The 24,559-nt window shown below is 71.6% G+C and carries 23 protein-coding genes; 14 read left to right on the top strand and 9 right to left on the bottom strand.

Annotation, left to right across the window (positions count from 1 at the left end):
• Positions 1–106 precede the first annotated feature (106 nt).
• Positions 107–3,952 carry a polarized growth protein Scy gene (gene scy, locus OG448_RS09455; RefSeq protein ID WP_405552736.1) on the bottom strand — a complete coding sequence of 1,282 codons (3,846 nt, stop codon included), beginning with the start codon at positions 3,950–3,952 and terminating at the stop codon, positions 107–109.
• Between the two features lie 208 nt (positions 3,953–4,160).
• Positions 4,161–4,601 (bottom strand): methylmalonyl-CoA epimerase, encoded by a 441-nt coding sequence (gene mce, locus OG448_RS09450; protein WP_086694978.1) that lies wholly within the window; start codon positions 4,599–4,601, stop codon positions 4,161–4,163.
• Positions 4,602–4,750: 149 nt separating this feature from the next.
• On the opposite strand from mce, the gene OG448_RS09445 reads away from it, so the two are divergent.
• The 3 genes from OG448_RS09445 to OG448_RS09435 all read left to right on the top strand — a co-directional run bounded on the left by OG448_RS09445 (position 4,751) and on the right by OG448_RS09435 (position 8,317).
• Positions 4,751–5,950 (top strand): acetyl-CoA C-acetyltransferase, encoded by a 1,200-nt coding sequence (locus OG448_RS09445; RefSeq protein ID WP_405552733.1) that lies wholly within the window; start codon positions 4,751–4,753, stop codon positions 5,948–5,950.
• A 53-nt stretch (positions 5,951–6,003) separates the two neighbouring features.
• The gene (gene meaB / locus OG448_RS09440) at positions 6,004–6,960 is read left to right on the top strand and encodes a methylmalonyl Co-A mutase-associated GTPase MeaB (protein ID WP_030816012.1); all 957 of its coding nucleotides are present in this window, start codon (positions 6,004–6,006) and stop codon (positions 6,958–6,960) included.
• Between the two features lie 142 nt (positions 6,961–7,102).
• On the top strand, positions 7,103–8,317 hold the full coding sequence (locus OG448_RS09435) for an MFS transporter (RefSeq protein WP_405552731.1): 1,215 nt from the start codon (positions 7,103–7,105) through the stop codon (positions 8,315–8,317).
• 186 nt (positions 8,318–8,503) lie between these two features.
• Here the strand turns inward: OG448_RS09435 and OG448_RS09430 are convergent, their stop codons facing one another.
• The 4 genes from OG448_RS09430 to OG448_RS09415 all read right to left on the bottom strand — a co-directional run bounded on the left by OG448_RS09430 (position 8,504) and on the right by OG448_RS09415 (position 11,160).
• Positions 8,504–8,980 carry a MarR family winged helix-turn-helix transcriptional regulator gene (locus OG448_RS09430; RefSeq protein ID WP_086695678.1) on the bottom strand — a complete coding sequence of 159 codons (477 nt, stop codon included), beginning with the start codon at positions 8,978–8,980 and terminating at the stop codon, positions 8,504–8,506.
• 92 nt (positions 8,981–9,072) lie between these two features.
• Positions 9,073–9,879 (bottom strand): AIM24 family protein, encoded by an 807-nt coding sequence (locus OG448_RS09425; protein ID WP_405552729.1) that lies wholly within the window; start codon positions 9,877–9,879, stop codon positions 9,073–9,075.
• On the bottom strand, positions 9,876–10,526 hold the full coding sequence (locus OG448_RS09420) for an AIM24 family protein (protein ID WP_405552727.1): 651 nt from the start codon (positions 10,524–10,526) through the stop codon (positions 9,876–9,878). The genes OG448_RS09425 and OG448_RS09420 overlap by 4 nt, the downstream gene beginning before the upstream one ends.
• A gap of 1 nt (position 10,527) precedes the next feature.
• Positions 10,528–11,160 (bottom strand): AIM24 family protein, encoded by a 633-nt coding sequence (locus OG448_RS09415; protein ID WP_030816024.1) that lies wholly within the window; start codon positions 11,158–11,160, stop codon positions 10,528–10,530.
• Between the two features lie 207 nt (positions 11,161–11,367).
• Here OG448_RS09415 and OG448_RS09410 point away from each other — a divergent pair, with 207 nt between their 5' ends.
• From OG448_RS09410 to OG448_RS09400, 3 genes are all read left to right on the top strand, one after another.
• Positions 11,368–11,712: a DUF3817 domain-containing protein gene (locus OG448_RS09410; protein ID WP_405552725.1), complete on the top strand. Its 345-nt coding sequence runs from the start codon at positions 11,368–11,370 to the stop codon at positions 11,710–11,712.
• Positions 11,709–12,002: an MTH1187 family thiamine-binding protein gene (locus OG448_RS09405; RefSeq protein WP_093798987.1), complete on the top strand. Its 294-nt coding sequence runs from the start codon at positions 11,709–11,711 to the stop codon at positions 12,000–12,002. The genes OG448_RS09410 and OG448_RS09405 overlap by 4 nt, the downstream gene beginning before the upstream one ends.
• A 146-nt stretch (positions 12,003–12,148) precedes the next feature.
• Positions 12,149–12,901, top strand: coding sequence for a hypothetical protein (locus OG448_RS09400; RefSeq protein ID WP_405552723.1), 753 nt, complete (start codon positions 12,149–12,151; stop codon positions 12,899–12,901).
• Here OG448_RS09400 and OG448_RS09395 read toward each other — a convergent pair.
• The gene (locus OG448_RS09395) at positions 12,890–13,867 is read right to left on the bottom strand and encodes a DUF5937 family protein (protein ID WP_405552722.1); all 978 of its coding nucleotides are present in this window, start codon (positions 13,865–13,867) and stop codon (positions 12,890–12,892) included. The genes OG448_RS09400 and OG448_RS09395 overlap by 12 nt on opposite strands.
• Positions 13,868–13,941: 74 nt before the next feature.
• Here OG448_RS09395 and OG448_RS09390 point away from each other — a divergent pair, with 74 nt between their 5' ends.
• The 4 genes from OG448_RS09390 to OG448_RS09375 all read left to right on the top strand — a co-directional run bounded on the left by OG448_RS09390 (position 13,942) and on the right by OG448_RS09375 (position 17,888).
• Positions 13,942–15,186, top strand: coding sequence for an MFS transporter (locus OG448_RS09390; protein WP_405552720.1), 1,245 nt, complete (start codon positions 13,942–13,944; stop codon positions 15,184–15,186).
• Between the two features lie 11 nt (positions 15,187–15,197).
• Positions 15,198–15,707: a MarR family winged helix-turn-helix transcriptional regulator gene (locus tag OG448_RS09385; RefSeq protein ID WP_130332410.1), complete on the top strand. Its 510-nt coding sequence runs from the start codon at positions 15,198–15,200 to the stop codon at positions 15,705–15,707.
• A gap of 67 nt (positions 15,708–15,774) precedes the next feature.
• Positions 15,775–16,113, top strand: a complete 339-nt coding sequence (locus tag OG448_RS09380; protein ID WP_350899181.1) for a DUF3817 domain-containing protein — start codon at positions 15,775–15,777, stop codon at positions 16,111–16,113.
• 74 nt (positions 16,114–16,187) lie between these two features.
• Complete coding sequence (locus OG448_RS09375) at positions 16,188–17,888, top strand: methylmalonyl-CoA mutase (RefSeq protein ID WP_405552717.1); 1,701 nt, start codon at positions 16,188–16,190, stop codon at positions 17,886–17,888.
• Between the two features lie 27 nt (positions 17,889–17,915).
• Here OG448_RS09375 and OG448_RS09370 read toward each other — a convergent pair whose 3' ends face one another.
• Positions 17,916–18,566, bottom strand: a complete 651-nt coding sequence (locus OG448_RS09370) for a TetR/AcrR family transcriptional regulator (RefSeq protein ID WP_405552715.1) — start codon at positions 18,564–18,566, stop codon at positions 17,916–17,918.
• Positions 18,567–18,789: 223 nt separating this feature from the next.
• Here OG448_RS09370 and OG448_RS09365 point away from each other — a divergent pair, with 223 nt between their 5' ends.
• From OG448_RS09365 to OG448_RS09350, 4 genes are all read left to right on the top strand, one after another.
• The gene (locus OG448_RS09365; RefSeq protein ID WP_405552713.1) at positions 18,790–19,761 is read left to right on the top strand and encodes a tetratricopeptide repeat protein; all 972 of its coding nucleotides are present in this window, start codon (positions 18,790–18,792) and stop codon (positions 19,759–19,761) included.
• A gap of 621 nt (positions 19,762–20,382) precedes the next feature.
• Positions 20,383–21,036: a DUF6230 family protein gene (locus tag OG448_RS09360; RefSeq protein WP_405552711.1), complete on the top strand. Its 654-nt coding sequence runs from the start codon at positions 20,383–20,385 to the stop codon at positions 21,034–21,036.
• Positions 21,037–21,152: 116 nt separating this feature from the next.
• Positions 21,153–21,680: a DUF6114 domain-containing protein gene (locus OG448_RS09355; protein ID WP_405552709.1), complete on the top strand. Its 528-nt coding sequence runs from the start codon at positions 21,153–21,155 to the stop codon at positions 21,678–21,680.
• A complete protein-coding gene (locus OG448_RS09350) occupies positions 21,670–23,007 on the top strand; it encodes a hypothetical protein (protein ID WP_405552708.1) in 1,338 nt (445 codons plus the stop codon). Before OG448_RS09355 ends, OG448_RS09350 begins: the two co-directional genes overlap by 11 nt.
• A gap of 95 nt (positions 23,008–23,102) precedes the next feature.
• Here OG448_RS09350 and pyk read toward each other — a convergent pair whose 3' ends face one another.
• Complete coding sequence (gene pyk / locus OG448_RS09345) at positions 23,103–24,533, bottom strand: pyruvate kinase (RefSeq protein ID WP_405552707.1); 1,431 nt, start codon at positions 24,531–24,533, stop codon at positions 23,103–23,105.
• Positions 24,534–24,559: the final 26 nt, after the last annotated feature.

Below are 24,559 nucleotides of genomic sequence, written 5' to 3'. Positions count from 1 at the left end.
TCCTAGGCGCCGAAGCGGTGTGTCATCGAGCGGATACGTGTTTGGTCTGGAGAATGACACCTCTTTCGGGTGGCTGACCGCCCGACAGCTTGCCATGCACCGGTCCCTAACCGTCGGAGTTCTTGCCACCCGACCGGGGCGGACCCACCGTCGCTCCCGCCTTCACACCGCTGTCCTTGCCCGCCGGACCCTCGAACGACTCCAACGCCTCCAGCACGTCCTGGACGCGCGAGATCTCGGTGTTGATGTCCTCGCGGCGGCGCACCAGGATCTCCAGCTCCCGCTTGCCCTCCTCGACCGTGCGCCGCGCCTCGCGGATCGCCTCGGCCTTCAGGTCCTCGGCCTCCTTGACGAGTCTGGTCTTCTTCTGCTCGGCCTCCTTGAGCAGACCCTCCGCCTTCTTCACGGCGGCGATCCGCACCTTGCCCGCCTCGGAGTTGGCCTCCGACACCAGCTCCTTGGCCTTCGCCTGCGCCTCGGCCAACTGCTCCTCGGCCGCCTTGATCAGCGCGTCGCAGCGGTCGCCCGTCGACTTCATCGTCTCGGCCGCCTCCCGGCGGGCCCGCTCGTGCAGCTCCTCGATCTCCGAGGTGACCCGCTCGCGCAGCTCCTCCGCCCGCTCCCGGATCGCGGTCGCGTCCCGGCGCGCGCCGACCAGCAGCTCGTCGGCGTCCGTACGGGCCTTCTCCACACGGGAGTTGCCCTGCACCGTCGCCTCGGACACGATCCGCTCGGCCTCGGTGCGGGCCGCGCCCACCATCGAGTCGGCCTGGCCCTCCGCGTCCGCGGTGGTCTTCTGCGCCTGCTGCCGCGCCTCCGCGAGCAGCTTGTCCGCCTCGGCCGCCGTCTCCGAGATCAGGGTGTCGACCTGCTCGGCCGCCTCCGAGCGCCGCTTGTTGGCCTCGCTGCGCGCCTCGTCCAGCGTCCGGTCGGCCTCCGCGCGCGCGGAGTTGGCCAGCCGCTCGGCCTCCGCCTCCGCCTCGGACCGCACCCGGTCGGCCTCGGCGCGCATCCGCTCCGCGTGCCGCTGCGCCGTACCGACCGTCTCTGCCGCCTCGGCCCGCAGCCGCTCGGCGTCGTCGGTCGCGTCCGCGATCAACTGCTCGGCGTTGGCCACCGCTTCGGCACGGACCCGCTCCGCCTCCGCGGCCGTCTCGTTCTGGAGCCGCTCCGCCTCGGAACTCGCCTCGGTGATCAGGGTGTCGGCCTGCGTCGCCGCGTCCGACCGGATGCGGTTGGCGTCCTCGCGGGCGTCCGCCCGGGTCCGGGACGCGGCCTGGTCGGCCTCCGCCAGCTTGTCCGACGCCTCGGTGCGCACCCGCTGCGCGTACTCGGCGGCGTCCGAGCGCAGCCGCTCCGACTCCTCGGCCGCCTCGGCGACCGTGTGCTCCGCGAGCGCCTTGGCCGCCTCGGACTCCTCGTTGGCCTGCCGGCGCAGCCGCGTCGCGTCCTCGCTGGCCCGCTCCCGCTCGGCGTAGGCGTCGGTGCGGACCCGGTCCGCCTCCTCCTCGGCCTCGCGCCGGGTACGGTCCGCCGCGTGCTCGGCGGCCGAACGCAGCCCGGCGATCTCCTCCTGCGCCTGCTCGTGCAGCCCGCTGACGGAGTCCCGTACCTGCGCCGCGTGGGTCTCGGCGGCGGACACCATCTCGGTGGCCCGGCGGTCCGCCTCCTCCACCAGCCGGGTCGCCTCGGCCTGCGCCTCCTCCACGCGGGTGCGCGCCGAGGCCAGCAGCTCCTCGCTCTGCTCGCGGGCCCGCTCGCGCTCCTGGTCCGCCTCCTCGCGGGCGGCACCGAGCAGCTCCTCCGCCTCGCGGCGGCGCCGGGCGGCCTCCTCCTGGGCGGCGGCCAGCGTCTCGGACGCCTCCGTGCCCAGCCGCTCGGCGGCGGCCTGCGCCTCCGCGCGGACCCGGTCGGCACTCTCCTGCGCCTCGGTCTTGAGCCGCTCGGCCTCGGCCGCGGCCTCCGACCGGAGCCGCACGGCCACCGACTCGCCCTCGGCACGCGAGGCGGACGCGTCCGCCGCCGCCTCGTCGCGCAGCCGCTCGGCCTCGGTCGTGGCCTGCTGCTGGAGCGTACGGATGCGCTCGGCGGCCTCCGAACGCAGCCGCTCGGCCTCCTCACCGGCCTCGCGCCGGATACGGGACGCCTCCTCGCGGGCCTCGGTCAGCGCCTGCTCCGCCGCGTCGAGCCGCTCCTGGGCCTCGGTCTGGAGCCGGGTCAGCTCACCGGCGGCCTCCTCGCGGCGGGCCTCGGCGGCCTTCTCGGCCTCCTCGCGCAGCTCACGCGCGGCCTTCTCGGCGTCCGCGCCGACCGTCTCCGCCCGCTCCTCGGCCTCGGCCTTGAGCCGCTCGGCCTCCTTGCGGGTGCGCTCCAGCGTCTCCTCGGCCTGCCGGCGCAGCGCGGTCGCGCGCTCGATGGCCTCGGTGCGGACCTTCTCGCTGTCGGTGGTGGCGGTCTTGCGCAGCTCGTCCGCGTCCGCCTTGGCCTTGGCGAGGAGTTCCTCGGCGGACTTGGCCGCCTCCTCGATCTGGGTGACCGCCTCCCGGCGGGCCTCGGCGCGGATGGAGTCGCCCTCGGCGACCGCGTCGGCGCGGAGCTGCTCGGCCTCGCCGCGCAGGCGCCGGGCCTCCTCCTGCAGCTCGACCGTCTTGGCCCGGTACTCCTTGGTGTCGTCCTTCGCCGTGCCCTTGAGCTCCTCGGCGATGTCGTGCGCCTCGGCACGCAGCCGGTCCGCCTCCGCCTCGGCCTCCGAGCGGATGCGCTCGGCCTCCTCGGTGGCGGCCTTGGTGGTCTTGCGGGCGTCCTCGGCGGCCTTGTTCAGGACTTCCTCGGCCGTCCGGGCCGCCTTGGAGAGCTGGCTCGCGGTCTCCTCGGCGGTGGCGCTGCGGGCGTTCTCCCCGGCCTCGGCGAGGATCTTCTCCGCCTCGGCGCGGGCGTCCGCGACGAGTTGCTCGGCGTCCGCCTTGGTGGTCTCGGCCTCCTTGGTCGCCTCGCTGACCAGCCGGGCGACCTGCTCCTTGGCGGTGCGCGTCCGGGTCTCGTTGGCGGCCTCGGCGCCTGCCAGCGCCTTGGCGGCGGCCTCCTTCGCCTCGGTGACCAGCTTCTCCGCCTCGGACCGGGCGCTGCGCAGGGCGCGCTCGGCCTCCGCCATCCGCTCCTCGGCGGTGCGGCTCAGCTCGGCGGCCTGCCGGCGCGCGGCGTCCGACTCGCTGGCGGTGGAGGTACGGAGCTGCTCGGCGTGGTCGGTGGCCTCCTGCGCCTGGGAGGAGGCGGCGTTCAGCAGCCGCTCGGCGTCGGCGCGGGCCCGGCGCAGGATCTGCTCGGCCTCGCTGCGGGCCGCCTCCGCGTCGGTGCGCAGCCGCTCACGGGCCTCGTGGGTCAGCCGCTCGGCCTCCGCGCGGGCGGCGGCCATGGCCTGCTCGGCCTCGGCGCGCGACTCGTCCAGCAGCCGGCGGGCCTGCTGCTCGGTACGGGCGCGGAGCTGCTCGGCCCAGGCCACGTTCTCGTTGACGTGGGACTCGACGGTCTGGCGGCGCTCGGCCAGCTCCTGGTCCAACTGCTGGCGGCGGGTGACCGCCTCCTGGTGCAGCTCCGCCTGGAGCCGGGCGGAGTGCTCGGCGTGCTCCTGGAGGATGCGCTGGGTCTGCGCGCGGGCCTGGCTCAGCTCGCGCTCGGCGTCCTGCCGCAACTGGTCGGCCTGCACCTGGGCGTTGCGGAGCAACTGTTCGGCCTGGTAGCCGATGTCACCGCCGTCGTAGGCGGGACGGGTCATCAGGGTGCGGCGCGCCTCGTGCAGCTTGGCGCGCAGCACCTCGACCTGGTAGCCGAGGTCCTCGGCGTGCTGGATCGCCTTTTCCCGCTCGGTCTTCAGCCGCTTCATCTCGGCCTCGAACCGAGAGAGGTGGTCGACGTCAGCCGCCGGCTCTCGCTCCTGGCTCTCGTAGCCCCGCACTGCGCGGTCCCATCCGTCCCCTGGTGAATTTCTCCGACGAGCACCGTCCATCCGCCGGACGGGGCCCTCCGGGGAATGGTGTCAGATCAACGGCGGAGCACGGGCTGCTGCCCCGACGCTCGTCCCCCGAAACCCGGACCCCGGCATCGGTCGTCCCCCGTGTTCGGGGACGACCGCCCCCAACCCTACCGGCCCTTATGTACGAGGGTCAGTGCTCAGGTGACTCAACTGCCGCCGAAGTGACCAGTTCTGTCAGGACTCCATGGCAATCCTTGGGGTGCAGGAAGGTGATCCGGGACCCCATGGAACCGACTCGGGGCTCGTCGTACAGCACGCGTACGCCCTTGTCGCGGATGTCCGCGGCGTCCGCGTCCACGTCCGCGGTGCCGAAGGCGATGTGGTGGACGCCCTCGCCGTTCTTGGCCAGCCATTTGCCGACCGCGGAGTCCTCCCGCGTCGGCTCCAGCAACTGGAGGTAGGAGGCGCCGCCGTCCGAGGTCTCGTTGATCTTGAGCATGGCCTCCCGCACGCCCTGCTCCTCGTTCACCTCGGTGTGGAACACCTCGAAGCCGTAGGTCGTCCGGTAGAACTCGACGGTGGTGTCGAGGTCGTGGCAGGCGATCCCGATGTGGTCGATTCGCGTCAGCATGTTTTCAGTGCAGCGCTCCGGCGGTGGTTACGCAACGTGCGCGCGATCACACCGTAAGGGCGATGACGCGCTCCGGTACCGGTCAGTACATTCGAAGTAAACCCTCGTTCACTCCTCGGCTGTGCAGGCCGGTAAGGGGATCGCAGCTCATGTCTTCTGGAAAGACCACCTCTGTGATCGTCGCGGGCGCGCGGACGCCCATGGGACGGTTGCTCGGTTCGCTGAAGTCCTTCTCGGGTGCCGACCTGGGCGGCTTCGCCATCAAGGCGGCCCTCGACCGCGCCGGGATCAGCGGCGACCAGGTCCAGTACGTGATCATGGGCCAGGTGCTCCAGGCGGGTGCCGGTCAGATCCCGGCCCGCCAGGCGGCGGTCAAGGCCGGCATCCCCATGAACGTCCCGGCGCTCACGATCAACAAGGTCTGCCTCTCCGGCCTCGACGCGATCGCGCTGGCCGACCAGCTCATCCGTGCGGGTGAGTTCGACATCGTGGTCGCGGGCGGCCAGGAGTCGATGACCAACGCCCCGCACCTGCTGCCGAAGTCCCGCGAGGGCTTCAAGTACGGCGCGATCGAGATGCTGGACTCGATGGCCCACGACGGGCTGACCGACTCCTTCGAGAACATCGCCATGGGCGAGTCCACGGAGAAGCACAACACCCGCCTCGGCATCGGCCGGGCGGCGCAGGACGAGATCGCCGCGCTGTCCCACCAGCGGGCCGCCGCCGCGCAGAAGAACGGCCTGTTCGAGGCCGAGATCACCCCGGTGGAGATCCCGCAGCGCAAGGGCGACCCGGTGCTGTTCAGCAAGGACGAGGGCATCCGCGGGGACACCACCGCCGAGTCGCTCGGCCGGCTCCGGCCCGCCTTCACCAAGGACGGCACCATCACCGCCGGGTCCTCCTCGCAGATCTCCGACGGCGCGGCCGCGGTGGTCGTGATGAGCAAGGCCAAGGCCGAGGAACTGGGCCTTCAGTGGCTGGCGGAGATCGGCGCGCACGGCAATGTCGCAGGTCCCGACAACTCCCTCCAGTCGCAGCCGTCCAACGCCATCCAGCACGCGCTCGGCAAGGAGGGGCTCGAGGTCTCCGACCTGGACCTCATCGAGATCAACGAGGCGTTCGCGGCGGTCGCCGTGCAGTCAATGGGCGACCTCGGGGTGTCCACGGAAAAGGTGAACGTCAACGGCGGTGCCATCGCCCTCGGCCACCCGATCGGCATGTCCGGCGCCCGGCTGGTGCTGCACCTGGCGCTGGAGCTGAAGCGCCGGGGCGGCGGGGTGGGCGCGGCCGCCCTGTGCGGTGGCGGCGGCCAGGGTGACGCGCTGATCGTGCGGGTACCCAAGGGCTGAGATCTGCTTTTCCGGCGGTGTGAGTGAGTGGTGCGAGTGAACGGAGCTGTTTGATGCGGGACGTCTCCTCTCTGGTGGCCGAGGCCAGGGAAGGCCGGCCTCGGGCCGTGGCCCGGCTGATCTCCCTGGTCGAGGGGGCGTCCCCGCAGCTCCGGGAGGTGATGGCGGCGCTGGCCCCGCTGACCGGCAACGCCTACGTGGTCGGTCTGACCGGCTCGCCCGGCGTCGGCAAGTCCACCTCCACCTCCGCGCTGGTCACCGCGTACCGCAAGCAGGGCAAGCGGGTCGGCGTCCTCGCCGTCGACCCGTCCTCGCCGTTCTCCGGGGGCGCGCTCCTCGGGGACCGGGTCCGGATGTCCGACCACGCCTCCGACCCCGGCGTCTACATCCGCTCCATGGCCACCCGTGGCCACCTGGGCGGGCTCGCCTGGGCCGCGCCGCAGGCGATCCGGGTGCTGGACGCGGCCGGCTGCGACGTGATCCTGGTCGAGACGGTCGGCGTCGGCCAGTCCGAGGTGGAGATCGCCTCCCAGGCCGACACCAGCGTGGTCCTGCTCGCGCCGGGCATGGGCGACGGCATCCAGGCGGCCAAGGCCGGAATCCTGGAGATCGGTGACGTCTACGTCGTCAACAAGGCCGACCGCGACGGCGCCGACGCCACCGCCCGCGAGCTGAACCACATGCTCGGCCTCGGCGAGGCCCGCGGTCCCGGCGACTGGCGCCCCCCGATCGTCAAGACGGTCGCCGCCCGCGCCGAGGGCATCGACGAGGTCGTGGAAGCCCTGGAAAAGCACCGGGCCTGGATGGAAGAACACGCCGTCCTCACCGAACGCCGCCGAGCCCGAGCGGCCCGTGAGGTGGAGACCATCGCGGTCACCACCCTCCGAGAACGCATCGGCGACCTCCACGGCGACCGCCGCCTCTCCGCCCTGGCCGACCGCATCGTCACGGGCGACCTGGACCCGTACCGCGCGGCGGACGAACTGGTCGAGGGGCTTACCCAGGGCTGAGGCCCGCTGCTAACTTGACCGGCATGTTCCTCCTCATGGCATAGAGAGCACCCCTCGCGCCCGCGCGGCCGTCCGGCTCCTCGCCGGGGCCCCGTGTGGCGCACCGGTGCCCTCGTCCCGCCTCCCGTGAGGAACCCCGCGCATGTCCGCGCCCGCTTCCGCGCGCCCCGCCGCGCCGTCCTACGCCGCCGTCCTCCGCGTCCCGCACGCCCGCCGCACCTTCACCACCGCCCTGGTGGGCCGCCTGTCCTACGGGGCGGTCCCGCTGTCCCTGCTGCTCGCCACCCAGCGGGCGACGGGCTCGTACACGGCCTCCGGCGCCGTGCTTTCCCTGTACGGCGCCGCCGTGGTCTTCCTGACCCCGACGCGCGCCTCCCTGGTGGACCGGCACGGCGCCCGGCGCGCCCTGCTGCCGCTGGCCGTCGCCCACGGGAGCCTGCTCTGCGCGCTCGCGGCCCTCACCTGGCGGCCCGGCGCACCGGTGCCACTGATCGGAGGCGCCGCCGTTCTCGCGGGCGCCTGTGCTCCGCCGCTGGGGCCGAGCATGCGCGCGGTGTGGTCCGAACTCCTCGCCGACCGGGATCTGCTGCGGCGGGCTTACAGCCTCGACGGGGTCGCCGAGGAGCTGCTGTTCGTGTCCGGTCCCGCTCTGGTGGGCGTTCTTGTCGCCTGGACCGTCCCGGCCTCCGGGTTGCTGCTCGGGGCGCTGCTCATGGTCGGGGGGACCGCTGCCTTCGTCACCTCCCCGGCGATGACGAGGCCCCGGCCCCGGACCGAGGGCGGTGGCCGTCGGGGCGGCGTCCGGGGGCTCTTGGCGCCGGTCGCGGTGGCGGCCGGGACGGGGCTCGCCATCAGCGGGGTGGAGCTGCTGGTGCTGGCCCATGTCGGCGGAGACTCCGGCGACACCGACCTCGTCCCCTGGGTGCTGGGCGCCCTCTCGGTGGGCAGCGCGCTGGGCGGGCTGGCCAACGGGGCGATCGACTGGCGCGGACCCGCCCGGTCCCGTCTCACCGGCTTCGCGGTGGCCCTCGGTCTGACGATCGCGGTGGCGGGACTGGCGCCCGGCGTGCTGACGCTCACGGTGGCCATGACCTGTGCGGGTGCCTTCATCGCCCCGGCGCTCACCACGGCCTACCTGCTGGCGGACGAGTCGGCCCCCGCGAGCGACCGCACCCGTGCCGGCGCCTGGGTGAACATGGCGGTCAACGCGGGCAGTTCGGCCGGCGGCCTGACCACCGGCGCCCTCCTCGCCCACCTCTCCCTGCCCCTGTGCTTCGCCCTGACGGGAGCCACCGCGCTGGCGTCGGCCGGGGTGGCCCTGGTGAGCGGGCGGCAGAGGGAGCCCGCGCGGGTGTGAGCCGCGGATGCCTCTCCGCGACCCCGGACAGCAGAGCGCCCCACCCTCCCTCGCGCCTGTGCGGTGCGTCGGGTGGGCGGGGCGTCCGGCCTCAGGGGTGGCCGAGGCGCAGGCTCGGGCTGCGCCCGGCGCGGGGTTGCCGCTCGGCGGGCGCGGAACCGCTAAGTACCCGTGGAGCCGACCGGGCTACGGGCGGCCGCGTTGGTCTCTGAGGTGTTCTGCGATGGGCTTGAGGGACTTGTCCAGGTCCTGGAGGGCGTCGGGGGAGAGGAGGTCGATGAAGTGGCGGCGGACGGAGGCCACGTGGTGCGGGGCCACCTTCCGCATCGTCTCCAGCCCGTGCTCGGTCAGAACGGCGAAGAGGCCGCGCCGGTCCGACTCGCAGTTCTCCCGGCGGACCAGGTCCGCGTTCTCCATGCGCGTGATCTGATGCGAGAGGCGGCTCTTGGACTGCATGGTCGCGCCCGCCAGGTCGCTCATCCGCATCCGCATGTCTTCCGACTCGGACAGATTGACGAGGATCTCGTAGTCGTTCATCGTCAGGCCGAACGGCTGTAGATCCTTTTCTAGCTGGTACGTCAACAGCCTGTTGACCTCCAGGTGGGTGCGCCAGGCGCACTGCTCCGCATCGGTCAGCCAGTGCGTGGCCGTCTCGGTCTCCATGAATGAAGTCTACCTAAGAAGTTGAATGGCGAACTACTCTGGGTGATGTGACTGTGCGCACGCGTTCGACGTCACACTCCGCAGACTACCGCTCACAGCCCGAAGCGACGCTGGAGGTCTCCCAGCTGTCCGGGAAGGCGCGGTACCCCGGAAGCCCCCGTTCCGGGCCCCATCGGCCCGGCTGCGCCCCCTCCGGGTACCCCTTGCTCGGGCGGAACAGCACCCGTGGACCGCTCGGGCATCAGGGTCTCGCTGGACTGGAGCAGCACCGTCCCCGCGCCCGTGAACTCGAACTGGTGCTCCTCGCCGGAAGCCCCGCCGATCCCTGTCATCGCACGTAGGCCGCCCATCACGCCGGTGAGGTAGGAGTGGTCGTAATGGTGGCAGGGGGAGGGGCAGTCGGCCCAGCCGACCAGCGCCTGCGGGTCCGCCCGGATCGGCGGTTCCATGAAGACCACCGGCCCGTTGGAAGCGGCGACGAACTTTCCGGTTCCGATGAGGGTCAGAAAGCCCGGCACGATCGACTGTTTGAGTGCCAAGCTTGGCTGAAAAGCGATCAAGTTGCCCGCGCGAACGGTCAGGTTCCCCTGATCCAGGTCGTACGAATTCACATCGAAGGCCCGGTCCGCGAGGAGCATCTTGCCCGAGCCCTCCGCCACCACCCAGTCGCTCGCGTGCAGTGGCGAATGGAAGGAAGTACGCACCAACCGGTCCAGGCGGCCGTGCCCGATGCCGTTGAAGTCGATCGACCCGTAGTAGGCGATCATCTTCCCCTTCTGCAGGAACCACTGGCTCCCCTTGAGCTCCACGCAGAAGGTGTACGGGTTCACGTTGTCGTCGGCGGGGAGCGTCACCGGGTCGAAGACCACCGGCCCGCCCGCGCTCGCGTAACCACTCACAGCTTCTCCTCCGACGCCTGGACGTACACCGTGCCGTTGCCGCTCAGCTCCAGTTGGAACGCCTCGCCGGAGCCGCGCCCCACCATGTCGCGCCAGCCCAGCGCGGTGGACAGCTTGTTGCGCACCTCGCCGTGATGGGCGACGTACGCCTGGGGGTCCACGTGGACCGGGCGCTGCGGGGTGATCGGCAACTCGAAGATCCCGCCGTGCGCCATCACCGCGACCGCGCCATGGCCCTGGAGGGTGGTGGTGAACAGGCCCTGCCCGGTCGCCTGGCCGCGCACCAGCCCCATCACCCCGCCCTGCGAGCCGAGGAACATCGTGCCCTGCCGGAGCGAGCCCTCGAAGGCGAGCAGCCGGTCCGCCTCCACGTACAGGGTGTCGCCGGTGAGGGTGATGACATGGACGTGATGGCCGCCGTGCCCGAACAGGACCGTGCCGCTGCCTTCCACCGTCATCAGCGGAGCCGCCTCCCCGGCGACCCGGCGCCCGAGCATCGACATCACCCCGCCCTGGCCGCTCTGCATGTTCGGGGTGAAGGACACCTCGCCGGTGTACGCCAGCATCGCCCCGCGCTGGCTGAACAGCCGCTGCCCCGGCGCCACCCGGGCCTCGACCATCTTGGAGTTGATCTCCCGGAAGCTCATCTCACAGATCCCCCGCGATCGTGTTCCGCTCGCTGGGCTGCACATAGACCAGCCCGTCGCCCTCGAAGCGGATCTGGAACGCCTCCCCGCCGCCCTCGCCCATCAGGGTGCGGAAGGTGACGCCGGACTGGAAGGACTGCCGCACATTCCCCTGGTGCGCGATGTAGGCGCCCGGGTCGACGGTCAGCGGGTACTGCGGGCTGACCCGGAGCACCACCGCCGGGCCGTCGGACAGGATCGCGGCCTGGCCGGTGCCCTCCACGGTCGTGGTGAACAGCCCGTTGCCCTGCGAGGCACCGCGCAGCCCGGTGAAGGTGGTGCCCGTGCGCAGCCCCGCGTCGGTCGCCAGCAGGTTGCTCGACTCCACGTACAGCGTGTCGCCGCGCAGGGCGACGAGATTGATCTCGGACGCCCGGTCGGCGAACCAGCAGGTCCCCTGTCCTCTCACCTCCATCACCGTCATCTGCTCGCCGGTGATGCGCCGCGTCACCATCCCGCGCAGCCCCTCACCGCCGCCGCTCAGCTTCTTGAAGGCCATCTGCCCGTCGTACGCGACCATCGAGCCGTTCTTCGCCTTCACGGCGTCCCCGGTCACGTCGACGGCGAGGACCTTGCTTCCCTGCAGTCGGAACATCGCCACACCGCGAAAGTAGCCGCCGGCCGGGTGGAGAGAACAGGGCCCACGGGTGGAGAGCGACCCTGAGCACGCCCCTAGGGGCGTCGTTTGCCACAATGGGGGGACGCTTGTGCTTCCGTTCACAAAGCGGATCACGGCCCGGCCCCTCCACCGGCCGGACCCCGCACCCCAGCACCCCCGCCCAAGTTCCCCCGAAGGTGACCCGTGGACCTCAAGACCGCATCCGCCATCCGCCGCCTCCGCCTGGTCTCGGCGCCGGAGGCCGTGTCCTTCCTCGTCCTGCTGCTGTGCTCGGTGCTGAAGCGGACCACGGACTTCAACGCGGTCCCCGTGATGGGCGCGATCCACGGCGTGCTCTTCGTCCTGTACGTGATCTTCTGGCTGGACGCCTGGAACCGCACCAAGTGGAGCTTCGGCACCGCCGCCCTCTACTTCGTCCTCTCGGTCCTGCCCACCGGCGGCTTCTTCGCCGAGCGCAAGCTGCGCCGGGAGTCCGAGAACGCCGTCATCGCGGCCCGCGCCCGCGAGGAAGGAATCGTGAACGCATGATCGTCGCCTTCTCCGTGACGCCCCTGGGCGTCGGCGAGGACGTGGGGGAGTACGTCGCCGACGCCGTCCGCGTGGTCCGCGAGTCCGGGCTGCCCAACCGCACCGACGCCATGTTCACCTCCGTCGAGGGCGAGTGGGACGAGGTCATGGACGTCGTCAAGCGCGCCGTCGCCGCCGTCGAGGCCCGCGCGCCGCGCGTCTCCCTGGTCCTCAAGGCCGACATCCGCCCCGGCGTCACCGACGGCCTCACCTCCAAGGTCGAGACCGTGGAACGGCACCTGGGCGCCTAGCCGCCCCGCAACTCGCCCGCACCCCGGCCCCGTTGGGTCCGGGGTGCGGGTGTGCCCGGCGGTTGAGCGGTCGCGCGCGGCCGGTGTACCTTCCCTCCCGGATCTTTGAGCGTCGCTCAGAAACCACTCCGACCTGGGAGAACGCCATGGGTCTCGTCATCGAGACGCATATCCGCGCCGATCTTGACGAGCTGTGGGCGCGCACCCAGGACCCCGCCCGGCGCCAGCGCTGGGACGCGCGCTTCACCCGGCTCCACCACCTGCCGGGGCCGCCCGGCGAGGCCGCCGTGCCGTTCCGCTACGCCACCCGCGTGCTCCCCTTCCTCACCGTCCTCGGTACCGGGGTCACCGCCGCCGAACCCGAGCGCCCCGACGGCACCCGCGCCGCCGCCCACCGATTCGCCGCCTCGCACCCGCTCTGCCCGTTCGCCGAGACCACCTGCCACTGGCGCTACCTGCCCGACGCGCACGGCGTACGCCTCCGCGTCCGCTACGACCACCGGCACCGTGGGGGCGCGCCCGGCGCCCTCGCGGACCGGCTGCTGGTGCGGCCGCTCGCGGGCTGGGCCGCCGCCTGGTCGGTGGACCGGCTGCGGCTCTGGCTGGAGCACGGCATCACCCCCGAGCGGGCCCGGCGCACCTGGCTCACCGAGCTGGCCGTCCGCGCGCTGGTCCTGCTCTGCTGTCTGCTCGGCCTCGGCCTGGAACCGTTCGCCGGACTGGGCCCGCTCTCGGCGGCGGGCGCCTTCCTGTGCCCGCTGCTGCTCCTGGCCGTGGCCTCGGCCGCGCTGTTCAAGACCCCCTCGCGCGGAGCCCCCGCCGCCCGGCGTTGCGTCCGCACCCCGCTCGCCGTCACCGGCACGCCCCGGCTGCTGGACAGCCTTCCGTCAGCCCCCTGAGGCCAGCGCCATCCCCAACGGCGTTCGTTCGTAGAGCACTTGGTGCCCGTACCGGCGGGCCGTCAGCAGGCCGCTCTCTCGCAGGACGGACAGGTGGGACGAGACCGAGGACGCGGCGAGGCCGAGGCGGTGGGCCAGGGCGGTGGTGGACGCCGGGTCGTCCAGCGCCGCCAGCACGGCCGCGCGGTTGCGGCCCAGCAGGCGCACCAGCGCCTCCGGGGTCCGGGTGCCCGGCTCGGCCCACAGACCGCCGACACCGCGCGCCGGATAGACGAGGGTGGGCTGCCACGGCGGGTCGAAGCCGGTGACCACGTCCGGCCAGCAGAACACGCTCGGCATCAGCACCAGCCCCCGCCCGCCGAGCCGGCGCTCGTACACCCCACCCGGCAGGGTCAGTGTGCGGCCGTCCCAGCTCAGCCGGGGGTCCAGCTCGGGCAGCAGGGTGCCGAGCCCGACCTCGGCCAGGCGGCGCGAGTGGAAGGCCACGTCCGCCTCCAGCAGCGCCCGCAGCCGGGGCCACTCCGGTTCCACCAGCACCCGCCAGGCCAGTTCCAGGGCGTCCGCCAGCTCCCGCACCATCCGCACCGGGTTCGCCAGCCAGGTCCGGCCCTGCTCCGAGGTGAGCGCGCCCGGAGTGCAGGCCAGTGAGCGGGCGGTGTCCTCGCGGGCCGCCTCCGGATCGGCCGCCCGTACCGCCGCGATCTCCTCCTCGAAGGTGGCCGCCGGGCCGATCGGCGGCGCCCCGAGCCAGTCCGGGGAGTGGCCCCGGCGGGGCATCAGCAGCCACAGCGGCGCGAGGTCGAGACCGGCCGCCGCCGTACGGATGCGGCGCAGCCACGGCACGTGGTAGCCCTGGCGGTCCGGGCGCCGCAGCGTGCGCACCGCGTCCTGCGTCTCCCACAGCGGGGAGACGGCGAACCGGCAGTTCAGGAAGTCGTCCTCACCGAAGTGCAGGTGCGAGGCCACGGCTGCTCCCCCTGACATTCGGCTGGAGCCGAAACTCTACGTCGCCCGGCACGGCCCCCGGCAGGCTGCCCGGCATGTCCGCACCGCCCACGGCCCCCGTGGCTCCCCGTACCGGATACCGCCACGTCCTCGCCGTCCCCGAGTTCCGCGCCCTCTTCGCCGCCCATGTGCTGTCGCTGCTCGGGACGGTCGTCAGCGAGATCGCGCTGTCCGTCCTGGTCTACGACCTCACCGCGTCGCCCCTGATGAGCGCGCTCGCCTTCGCGGTCGGCTTCCTTCCCTACGCCCTCGGCGGCGCCCTGCTCGCCCCGGTCGCCGACCGTTTCCCGGCCCGGCGGGTGCTGGTGGTCTGCGATCTGGTGTGCGCCGCGTGCGTGGCGGCGATGGTGGTGCCGGGGACGGGCGTCGCGGTGCTGCTGGTGCTGCGCTGCGCGGTCGCCGTCGTCTCGCCGGTGTTCTCCGGTACCCGGATGGCGACGCTCGCGGACGTCCTCGGGGACGGGGACGCCTTCGTGCTCGGGCGGTCCCTGATCCGGATCGTCTCGCAGAGCGCGCTGCTCGTCGGGTACGGGACCGGTGGGTTGCTGCTGACCGTCGTCAGCCCCCGGCACGCGCTGCTGATCACGGTCGGCACTTTCCTCGCCTCGGCCACGCTGCTGCGCTTCGGCACCCGGCGCCGGCCGGCCCGGAGGCGGCCGGAGCGGGCGCAGGGGGGCGGCGGGACCCGCGCACTCCTGGGCAACCGGCGGGTGCTGGTGCTGCTGCTCGTGTTCTGGGTGCCCGCGATGTTCTGCGTCTTCCCCGAGGCGCTCGCCGCCCCCTACTCCCACACGCTCGGTTCGGGCTCCGCCGGGCTCGGGCTGCTGATGTGCGCGCTGCCCGTCGGCACGATCGCCGGTGAGCTGTTCGCGGGGGCGCGGCTCGGGCAGGCGACGCGTGAGCGGATCGTGCTGCCGCTGCTCTGCCTCGCCGTGGTGCCGTACCTCGGTTACGCCCTCGCCCCCGGACTCTGGCCGTCGCTGCTGCTCCTGGTGCTCGCCGGTGCGTGCTCGGCGTACACCCTCGGGCTCGACCAGTGGTTCGTGCGGGCGGTGCCGGAGGAACTGCGGGGGCGGGCGATGACGCTGCTGAGCGCCGGGCTGATGACGATCCAGGGGGTCGGCATGGCGCTGGCGGGGGTGGTGGCCGAGGTCATGGGCGTGCGGGCGGCCGTGGTGGCCGCCGGGGTGGCGGGCACGGTGTGCTGTGCGGCGCTCGCCCTGGCGTGCCGGGTGACCGAAAGCCGAGACAGGGCTGCCCGCGATATGACCGGCCGGTAGGGTCTGATGACGTGCCCAAGCCTCTCAGTCTCCCCTTCGACCCCATCGCCCGTGCGGACGAGCTCTGGAAGCAGCGCTGGGGAAGCGTGCCCTCGATGGCCGCGATCACCTCGATCATGCGGGCCCAGCAGATCCTGCTGGCCGAGGTCGACGCCGTGGTCAAACCGTACGGGCTGACCTTCGCGCGCTACGAGGCGCTGGTGCTGCTCACCTTCTCCAAGGAGGGGGAGCTGCCCATGTCCAAGATCGGCGAACGGCTGATGGTCCACCCCACCTCGGTCACCAACACCGTCGACCGCCTGGTCAGGACCGGCCTGGTCGCCAAACGCCCCAACCCCAAGGACGGCCGCGGCACCCTCGCCGTCATCACCGACAAGGGCCGCGAGGTCGTCGACGCCGCCACCCGCGACCTGATGGCCATGGACTTCGGCCTCGGCGCCTACGACGCGGAGAGCTGCGGCGACATCTTCACCCTGCTGCGGCCCCTGCGGGTGGCGGCCGGGGACTTCGAGGACGCCTGACCTGCTGGTCCCTACGGGAGCCACCCTGGGGCAAGATCTCCCGGAACGCGTGGTTACGCTCTTACCCATGAAGAAGAGCGTGCTGACCCGCTACCGGGTGATGTCCTACGTCACCGGTGTGCTGCTGGTCCTGCTGACCCTGGGCGTGATCGCCAAGTACCTGCTCCACCTGGACGGCGCCGGCGACTTCACCCGGATCATCGGCATCGCCCACGGGTGGCTGTACGTGGTCTACCTGGTCTTCGCCTTCGACCTGGGCTCCAAGGCGAAGTGGCCGGTCGGCAAGCAGCTCTGGGTACTGATCGCGGGCACCATCCCGACCGCCGCCTTCTTCGTCGAGCGGAAGATCAGCCACGAGCTGGAGGCCAAGGTCGCGCAGCCGTCCCCGACGGTCGTCAAGGCGTAACCGGAACCGCCGTACGCACCCGTACGGCGGTTTCCCATCGACATTTACTAGGACGTCCAAGTAAATTCGATGGTATGGACGCTCACGCGATCGAAGAAGGCCGCCGACGGTGGCAGGACCGGTATGACCGCGCGCGAAAGCGCGACGCGGATTTCACCACGTTGTCCGGGGATGCGGTCGAGCCGGTGTACGGGCCCCGGGACGGGGACGTGTACGAGGGGTTCGAGCGGATCGGGTGGCCGGGGGAGTACCCGTTCACGCGGGGGCTGCACGCGACCGGGTACCGGGGACGGACCTGGACCATCCGCCAGTTCGCCGGGTTCGGTAACGCGGAGCAGACCAACGAGCGGTACAAGATGATCCTCGCGGCGGGCGGCGGCGGCCTGTCCGTGGCGTTCGACATGCCGACCCTGATGGGCCGCGACTCCGACGACCCGCGCGCGCTGGGCGAGGTCGGCCACTGTGGGGTGGCCATCGACTCGGCCGCCGACATGGAGGTCCTGTTCGGGGACATCCCGCTCGGCGACGTCACCACCTCGATGACGATCAGCGGCCCCGCCGTCCCCGTCTTCTGCATGTACCTGGTCGCCGCCGAGCGCCAGGGCGTCGACCCGGCGGTGCTGAACGGCACGCTCCAGACCGACATCTTCAAGGAGTACATCGCCCAGAAGGAGTGGCTCTTCCAGCCCGAGCCGCACCTGCGCCTCATCGGCGACCTGATGGAGCACTGCGCGGCCGGCATCCCCGCGTACAAGCCGCTCTCCGTCTCCGGTTACCACATCCGCGAGGCCGGGGCCACGGCCGCGCAGGAGCTGGCGTACACCCTCGCGGACGGCTTCGGGTACGTCGAGCTGGGCCTCTCCCGCGGCCTCGACGTGGACGTCTTCGCGCCCGGCCTCAGCTTCTTCTTCGACGCCCATGTGGACTTCTTCGAGGAGATCGCCAAGTTCCGCGCCGCCCGCCGCATCTGGGCCCGCTGGATGCGGGAGGTGTACGGGGCGAAGACCGACAAGGCGCAGTGGCTCCGCTTCCACACCCAGACCGCCGGGGTCTCGCTGACGGCGCAGCAGCCGTACAACAACGTCGTCCGCACCGCCGTGGAGGCGCTCGCGGCCGTGCTCGGCGGCACCAACTCGCTGCACACCAACGCCCTGGACGAGACCCTCGCCCTGCCCAGCGAGCAGGCGGCGGAGATCGCGCTGCGCACGCAGCAGGTGCTGATGGAGGAGACCGGCGTCGCCAACGTCGCGGACCCGCTGGGCGGTTCCTGGTACATCGAGCAGCTCACCGACCGCATCGAGGCGGACGCCGAGAAGATCTTCGAGCAGATCAGGGAGCGGGGCCTCAGGGCCCACCCCGACGGGCAGCACCCCATCGGCCCCATCACCTCCGGCATCCTGCGCGGCATCGAGGACGGCTGGTTCACCGGCGAGATCGCCGAGTCCGCCTTCCGCTACCAGCAGTCGCTGGAGAAGGGGGAGAAGCGGGTCGTCGGCGTCAACGTCGCCACCGGTTCCGTCACCGGCGACCTGGAGATCCTCCGGGTCAGCCACGAGGTCGAGCGCGAGCAGGTCCGCGTCCTGGCCGACCGCAAGGCCGCCCGCGACGACACGGCCGTGCGCAAGGCGCTGGACGCCATGCTGGGCGCTGCCCGCTCCGGCGCCAACATGATCGAGCCGATGCTGGAGGCGGTACGCGCGGAGGCCACCCTCGGCGAGATCTGCGGGGTGCTGCGCGACGAGTGGGGGGTGTACACCGAGCCGGCCGGGTTCTAGGGCTCGTCGGGAAAACGCCGGGCCGCGTCAACTCACCGGTTCACCCGGCGGGGTGAGGTTCGGGGCCGGGGTGGTGAGGCCCAGCAGGAGGATGTGGGTGAAGCCCCGCGCCCACTCCTCGTCCGCCGGTTTGCCGCTGACCAGGGTGCGGTGCACCACCGCGCCCGCCGCCATGTCGAAGATCAGGTCGACCATGCGCGCGGACTCCTCCGGGTCGGCCTCCGCCGGGAGTTCGCCCCGCTCCTGGGCCCGCGCCCGCCCGGCCAGCACCAGCCGCTTCTGCCGCTCCACGATCGAGGTGCGCACCCGCTCGCGCAGCGCGTCGTCGCGCGTCGACTCCGCGACCACGCCCATCAGTCCGCACTTGGCCTCCGGGCGGTCGAGGATCGCCGCGAACTGGAGCACCACGCCCTCGATGTCGGCCGCCAGCGAGCCCCGGTCGGGCAGCACCAGCTCGTCGAACAGCTCCGCCACCGCGTCCACCACCAGCTCGTGCTTGCCCGACCAGCGGCGGTAGAGCGTCGTCTTCGCCACCCCGGCCCGCGCGGCCACGTCCGACAAGGTGAGCCCGGACCAGCCCAGTTCCACCAGCCCCTCCCGCGTCGCGGCCAGGATCGCGGCATCCGCGGCGGCGCTGCGCGGGCGCCCGGTACGGCTGGCGGGGGTGCGGGTCTGCATGAACACGACCCTAGCCGGGCACCTCGACATGTCGTGAGGGAGATCACCGGAAAGCGGTGTCGCTCAGTGGGGTGCTGGTATTACGCTACGACTCGTAGCGAAAGCTCGTGACGGACGTACACGGGCGACGACCACTGGCGCGGGTGGGGACCCGGCGCCGACCGCGATCGCCGACCACGATCGTTTTTTTCCTTCATGCGCCGGAACGGGGGAGGATAGACGCATGCAGCCACGGAACATGTCCATGAGCGGCGTCGTCGACCTCGCCGCGGTGAAGGCGGCCCAGGAGGCCAAGGCCAAGGCGGAGCAGGCGCGCGCCGAAGCCGCCCGCCACGGCGGCGCGGGCGCGGTGTCGCCGGCCGACCTCGTCATCGACGTCGATGAGGCGGGCTTCGAGCGCGAAGTCCTCCAGCGCTCCGCCGAAGTCCCGGTCGTCATCGACTTCTGGGCCGAATGGTGTCAGCCCTGCAAGCAGCTCAGCCCGCTGCTGGAGCGGCTGGCCGTCGAGTACAACGGGCGCTTCCTGCTCGCCAAGATCGACGTCGACGCCAACCAGATGCTGATGCAGCAGTTCGGGGTCCAGGGGATTCCCGCCGTCTTCGCGGTCGTCGCGGGACAGGCGCTGCCCCTCTTCCAGGGCGCGGCCGACGAGCAGCAGATCCGGGAGACCCTCGACCAGTTGATCCAGGTCGCCGAGCAGCGCTTCGGCCTGACCGGTCTGACCGTCGACCCGGACGCCGCTGCGGGTGCCGCCCCCGCCGCCGAGGTGCCGGAGGGGCCGTACGACGCCCTGCTGGCCGCCGCGGTGGAGGCGCTGGACGCGGGCGACCTCGGCGGCGCCGTCCAGGCGTACCGCAATGTGCTGACCGACGACCCGGCCAACACCGAGGCCAAACTCGGTCTCGCGCAGGCCGAGTTGCTCCAGCGCGTGCAGGACATGGACCCGCAGCGGGTGCGCAAGGACGCGGCCGAGAAGCCCGGTGACGCGGAGGCCCAGATCGCCGCCGCCGACCTGGATCTGGTGGGCGGTCATGTCGAGGACGCCTTCGGCCGGCTCACCGACACCGTGAGCCGTACCGCCGGCGACGACCGGGACGCGGTGCGCCGCCGGCTGCTGGAGCTCTTCGAGGTCGTGGGCGCCGACGACCCGAGGGTGGTGGCCGCGCGCAGGGCCCTGGCACGGGCGCTGTTCTGACGGCGCGTCGGGGCGCGGGGTGCGTGATGACGGGCTCGCCGGATGGCCGATCTGATGCATGAGTGATCACGCTTTACCAAAACTTGGTAAACCTGCCTGCTGTTACTGCGAGTAAGTCACAGCCGTTGATCTGTCCGGCTTCGCCCGGGGATCAACGGCTTTGCTCTGCCCACTGATGGCACGGTCTGTCGCGCTCCGAGACCACTGGGTCGTTGTTCGGTTATCGCGCCGTTACTAGCCGGTAACGGCGCCCCTTGTGCGGGCGGCGAGAATGCACCACGATCGGCCACGCTCGGTCCATTTCCGCACCCCGGCAGCCGGCCGGGAAGCGGAGACTCTGGGTCCCCACCGAGCAGAGCCGGCGGCAGTGGCGCCGGCTCTGGGACAGGGGGGTCTTCACCTTCCGGTGGAGCCTGTCCCGAAGGTTGTGCGTGATGTGCGTCAGGCGCGACCAGTGGTTGTCGCTCGGGGGTGAACGCCGGTTGTTCGGGCGCGGGTTCGTGCCGTCGAGCGCGGGCGCTCCCCTTCCCGAGGACGTAGCACTTCTCCCATCCCTGCCCGGCCGAGCCGCCCGATGGGGCGATTCCGGGACAGGAGATGTACGTCCGAGAAGGAGGAAATATGGAGTCCCAGGTGCGTGGCGGGACCAGATGGAAGCGCTTCGCTGTGGTCATGGTGCCCAGCGTCGCCGCTACGGCCGTGATAGGCGTCGCCCTCGCGCAGGGTGCTCTCGCCGCGTCGTTCAGCGTCTCCGGTCAGTCGTTCAAGGTGACCGCCAAGTCGCTCAACGGCACCGGCTTCTCGCAGTACGGCGCGATCGACTCGGGTTACACCCTGACCGGCGAGAAGACGGCGCATCCGGTGGCGGTCTCGGCGTTCTCCAACGCCAAGATCAACAAGATGTGCCAGTCGGTCGTCACCCCCGGCATCCCGGGGATCGGCTCCGTCACGCTGCGGCTGACGGCGGGCGACAGCAGCGACCCGAACAAGCAGGTCGCCGCCGAGAACCTGTACATCGACGTCGAGGACCTGGGCGCCGACGCCACGTTCCACGACATCAACATCGGTGTCGCGGGCAAGGACCTGAAGGGTCCTGGCATCAAGAGCGGCGAGATCGCCAACAAGCAGGTCAACCCTTACGGGTTCGCCCAGGAGGCGTCCTCGGCCGAGCTGACCGACGTGAAGCAGACGGCGTGGGCCACCACCGCCGGAACCTTCAAGCTCAACGGTCTGCACATGGCCCTGTCCACGGGCACCAAGGCCGAGTGCTACTAGGCACTGCCTGATGGGCGGGGGAGTGAAGGCTCCCCCGCCCGTCCACTCTCCGGTCGCTGCTTCACCCGCGGCCCACATCTCCACCACAGCAATGCCGCACCAGGGAGCTGTTTTCCATGAGCGCCGAGACTCCTGCCGCCGCACCCGGCCAGTTCACCCGCCGGAGGCTGCAGTTCCGCGCCTGGCGGGGCGCCCGGCCTTTCTGGGCCGGTCTGTTCGTCTTGCTCGGCGGCTTTCCGATCATGTACTTCCCGTACGCCCATCTTCAGATCGGTCATCTGACGGTGGCGATGGCCACCACCGCCGGAGCCGGTTCGCTGATCATCGGCGTGCTGCTCATCGTGCTGGGCATCAGCCTCTGGTTCCAGAAGCATGTACGGGTGTTCGCGGGCGTCGCGGCGATCCTGCTCGCGCTGGTGTCCATCCCCGTGTCCAACTTCGGCGGTTTCGTCATCGGCTTCCTCCTCTCCATGGTGGGCGGCGCGATGGGCATCGCCTGGTCGCCCGGTCCGGCGGCGAAGGCGGAAGGGTCCGGCCGGTACGGCGTCCAGGCCCCGCGCGGCGAGGAGCCGGTGAGCGCGCCGATGGACCTGTCAGGAACAAGCCCGGCCAACGAGGCGAACGGGAGGCACAGTGCCGGCTGACGAGGTGACCCACGGGCCCGATGTGGACGGGTCCCGTGCGAGAACCGGGCCCCGCCACGCGGCCCCCAAGAAACTGCTGTTCACCCGGCTCCACATGCCGGCCGGGAAGGCCATCGCCTCCGTGGCGATGCCGACGGCGGTACTGATGGGCATGGGCTTCACGTCCACGCTCGCCATCGCCGACAGCGGCGGCGGCACCCCGGCCTCCAACAGCCAGAAGGCGGCCGACTACAAGGACTGTGTCGAGGCGCTGGGCGGCAAGGTGGACGGCACCTCCGCGAGCCCCTCGCCCTCCGCAGGTGAGACCACCGGCTCGCCCACGCCCAGCACCTCGGCGTCCGCCGGGGACAAGGCCGGCGAGGGTGACGGCAAGGCGTCCTCGCCGGATTCAGGTTCCGGCGACGACGACAAGGGCGGTACCCCCGCCACCGGTTCCTCCTCGTCCGCCTCGAAGCCCGCGGCCGCGCCCTCCGCGCAGCCGCCGGCCGCCGAGGACACCCCCGCCGACACCCCCTCGCCCTCGGCGAGTTCGAAGGGTGCCGACGGCGGGCTGCTCGGGACGATCGGGGACGCCCTCGGGGACGTCCTCACCGGTGGCAAGCAGGCCGGTACGCCGTCCGCGACTGCGACGCCCTCCGCGACCGGGCCCGCGCCGTCCGCCTCCAGCACGCCCGCGCCTTCCGCGTCCTCCTCGGCCCCCACCAAGGGCGACGAGGACAAGACGGCCGACACCCCGGCGGCGGGCGCCGCCAACAGCTCGGCGAAGGCCGGTGAGAAGGCCGAGGAGACCCCCGAGCCGAGCACCTCCACCTCCGCGAGCCCCAGCCCCTCCGCGAGCGCCTCCGACGCCGCCGAGGACTGCGAGAAGGCCACGGACGACGTCGGCGGCATCGACAACAAGCAGCTCCTCGCCGACGACCCCTGGTACCTCAACGCCAGCTCGCTGCTGCTCAAGGGCGCCGACTACCAGGGCGTCGTCCAGGTACGGACCGCGAGCGGCAAGGTCAAGAAGGTGCTGAAGTACGTCATCTCCGACGGCACCGACATCGGGGACCTGCACCAGACGGTGAAGGACAAGGCGTCCGGCAAGACGTACCACGTCCAGGCCGGCAAGGGCACGATGTCCACGATCCGCGGTGGCGACACCACCATGTACACCGAGAGCATCTCGGGCAAGCTGTTCGGTCTGATCCCGATCACCTTCAGCCCGGACAGCCCGCCTCCGCTGAACATCCCGCTGATCTACTTCACGGACGTCACCGTCCAGCAGGCCGCCCAGTTCGGCGGCACGCTGACCATCCCCAAGCTCCACCAGTACGCCGACTGAGCCGCACCACGAGCCCGTTCGGGAGCCGCACAACACCGTGGCCCGGTCCCCCTCCAGCCGAGGGGGACCGGGCCACGGTCATGTCGCGGGGAACGTCAGTTGCGGTCGCCGCCGCCGACGTGGTGCACCCGGACCATGTTGGTGGTGCCGGGGACCCCGGGGGGCGAACCCGCGGTGATGACGACCGTGTCGCCGTTGTTGAAGCGGCCCAGCTTGGCCAGCTCCTGGTCGACCATGTCGACCATCTCGTCCGTGGTGTTCACGAACGGCACCACGTGCGACTCCACGCCCCAGCTCAGCGTGAGCTGGTTGCGGGTGCCCTCGTCCGTGGTGAAGGCCAGGATCGGCTGGGCCGCGCGGTAGCGGGACAGACGGCGGGCGGTGTCACCGGACTTGGTGAAGGCGATCAGGCCCTTGCCGTCCAGGAAGTCGGCGATCTCGGCCGCCGCGCGGGCCACCGAACCACCCTGCGTACGCGGCTTCTTGCCCGGCACCAGCGGCTGCAGGCCCTTGGAGAGCAGCTCCTCCTCGGCCGCCTTGACGATCTTCGACATCGTCTTGACGGTCTCCACCGGGTACGCGCCCACGCTGGACTCGGCCGACAGCATGACCGCGTCCGCGCCGTCCAGGATCGCGTTGGCCACGTCGGACGCCTCGGCGCGCGTCGGCCGGGAGTTGGTGATCATCGACTCCATCATCTGGGTCGCGACGATCACCGGCTTGGCGTTGCGCCGGCACAGCTCGATCAGGCGCTTCTGCACCATGGGGACCTTCTCGAGCGGGTACTCGACGGCGAGGTCGCCACGGGCGACCATCACACCGTCGAACGCCATCACGACGTCCTCCATGTTCTCGACCGCCTGCGGCTTCTCCACCTTGGCGATCACCGGGACCCGGCGGCCCTCCTCGTCCATCACCTTGTGGACGTCCTGCACGTCCTTGGCGTCGCGGACGAAGGACAGCGCGACCATGTCGCAGCCCATGCGCAGCGCGAAGCGCAGGTCCTCGACGTCCTTCTCGGACAGCGCGGGCACGTTGACGGCCGCGCCGGGCAGGTTGATGCCCTTGTGGTCGGAGACGACACCGCCCTCGATGACGATCGTCTTGACCTGCGGACCCTCGACGTCCACGACCTTCAGCTCGACGTTGCCGTCGTTGATCAGGATCTGGTCACCGCGCGAGACGTCGCCCGGCAGGCCCTTGTACGTCGTGCCGCAGATGTGCTTGTCGCCCGGCACGTCCTCGGTCGTGATGACGAACTCGTCACCGCGCTCCAGCTCCACCGGACCCTCGGCGAAGGTCTCCAGCCGGATCTTCGGGCCCTGGAGGTCGGCCAGGACGCCGATGGCGCGCCCGGTCTCCTTGGCGGCGGCCCGGACGCGGTCGTACCGCGCCTGGTGCTCGGCGTGGGTGCCGTGACTGAAGTTGAACCGGGCCACATTCATGCCCGCCTCGATCATGGCGACGAGCTTGTCGTGGGAGTCGACCGCGGGGCCGAGAGTACAGACGATTTTCGAACGGCGCATGAGGCGATCCTATCGGTTTGTTTCAC

Origin of the sequence: Streptomyces sp. NBC_01171 (assembly GCF_045039805.1) — a bacterium.
Classification (GTDB): Bacteria; Actinomycetota; Actinomycetes; order Streptomycetales; family Streptomycetaceae; genus Streptomyces.
This window is presented reverse-complemented; position numbering and strand designations above follow the sequence as displayed.

Bases quoted from the DNA above. Each gene is read 5' to 3' on its own strand.
- mce (WP_086694978.1), bottom strand. From the start codon at position 4,601: ATGCTGACGCGAATCGACCACATCGGGATCGCCTGCCACGACCTCGAC.
- OG448_RS09445 (WP_405552733.1), top strand. From the start codon at position 4,751: ATGTCTTCTGGAAAGACCACCTCTGTGATCGTCGCGGGCGCGCGGACG.
- meaB (WP_030816012.1), top strand. From the start codon at position 6,004: ATGCGGGACGTCTCCTCTCTGGTGGCCGAGGCCAGGGAAGGCCGGCCT.
- OG448_RS09435 (WP_405552731.1), top strand. From the start codon at position 7,103: ATGTCCGCGCCCGCTTCCGCGCGCCCCGCCGCGCCGTCCTACGCCGCC.
- OG448_RS09430 (WP_086695678.1), bottom strand. From the start codon at position 8,980: ATGGAGACCGAGACGGCCACGCACTGGCTGACCGATGCGGAGCAGTGC.
- OG448_RS09420 (WP_405552727.1), bottom strand. From the start codon at position 10,526: ATGAGCTTCCGGGAGATCAACTCCAAGATGGTCGAGGCCCGGGTGGCG.
- OG448_RS09415 (WP_030816024.1), bottom strand. From the start codon at position 11,160: ATGTTCCGACTGCAGGGAAGCAAGGTCCTCGCCGTCGACGTGACCGGG.
- OG448_RS09405 (WP_093798987.1), top strand. From the start codon at position 11,709: ATGATCGTCGCCTTCTCCGTGACGCCCCTGGGCGTCGGCGAGGACGTG.
- OG448_RS09400 (WP_405552723.1), top strand. From the start codon at position 12,149: ATGGGTCTCGTCATCGAGACGCATATCCGCGCCGATCTTGACGAGCTG.
- OG448_RS09390 (WP_405552720.1), top strand. From the start codon at position 13,942: ATGTCCGCACCGCCCACGGCCCCCGTGGCTCCCCGTACCGGATACCGC.
- OG448_RS09380 (WP_350899181.1), top strand. From the start codon at position 15,775: ATGAAGAAGAGCGTGCTGACCCGCTACCGGGTGATGTCCTACGTCACC.
- OG448_RS09375 (WP_405552717.1), top strand. From the start codon at position 16,188: ATGGACGCTCACGCGATCGAAGAAGGCCGCCGACGGTGGCAGGACCGG.
- OG448_RS09370 (WP_405552715.1), bottom strand. From the start codon at position 18,566: ATGCAGACCCGCACCCCCGCCAGCCGTACCGGGCGCCCGCGCAGCGCC.
- OG448_RS09365 (WP_405552713.1), top strand. From the start codon at position 18,790: ATGCAGCCACGGAACATGTCCATGAGCGGCGTCGTCGACCTCGCCGCG.
- OG448_RS09360 (WP_405552711.1), top strand. From the start codon at position 20,383: ATGGAGTCCCAGGTGCGTGGCGGGACCAGATGGAAGCGCTTCGCTGTG.
- OG448_RS09355 (WP_405552709.1), top strand. From the start codon at position 21,153: ATGAGCGCCGAGACTCCTGCCGCCGCACCCGGCCAGTTCACCCGCCGG.
- pyk (WP_405552707.1), bottom strand. From the start codon at position 24,533: ATGCGCCGTTCGAAAATCGTCTGTACTCTCGGCCCCGCGGTCGACTCC.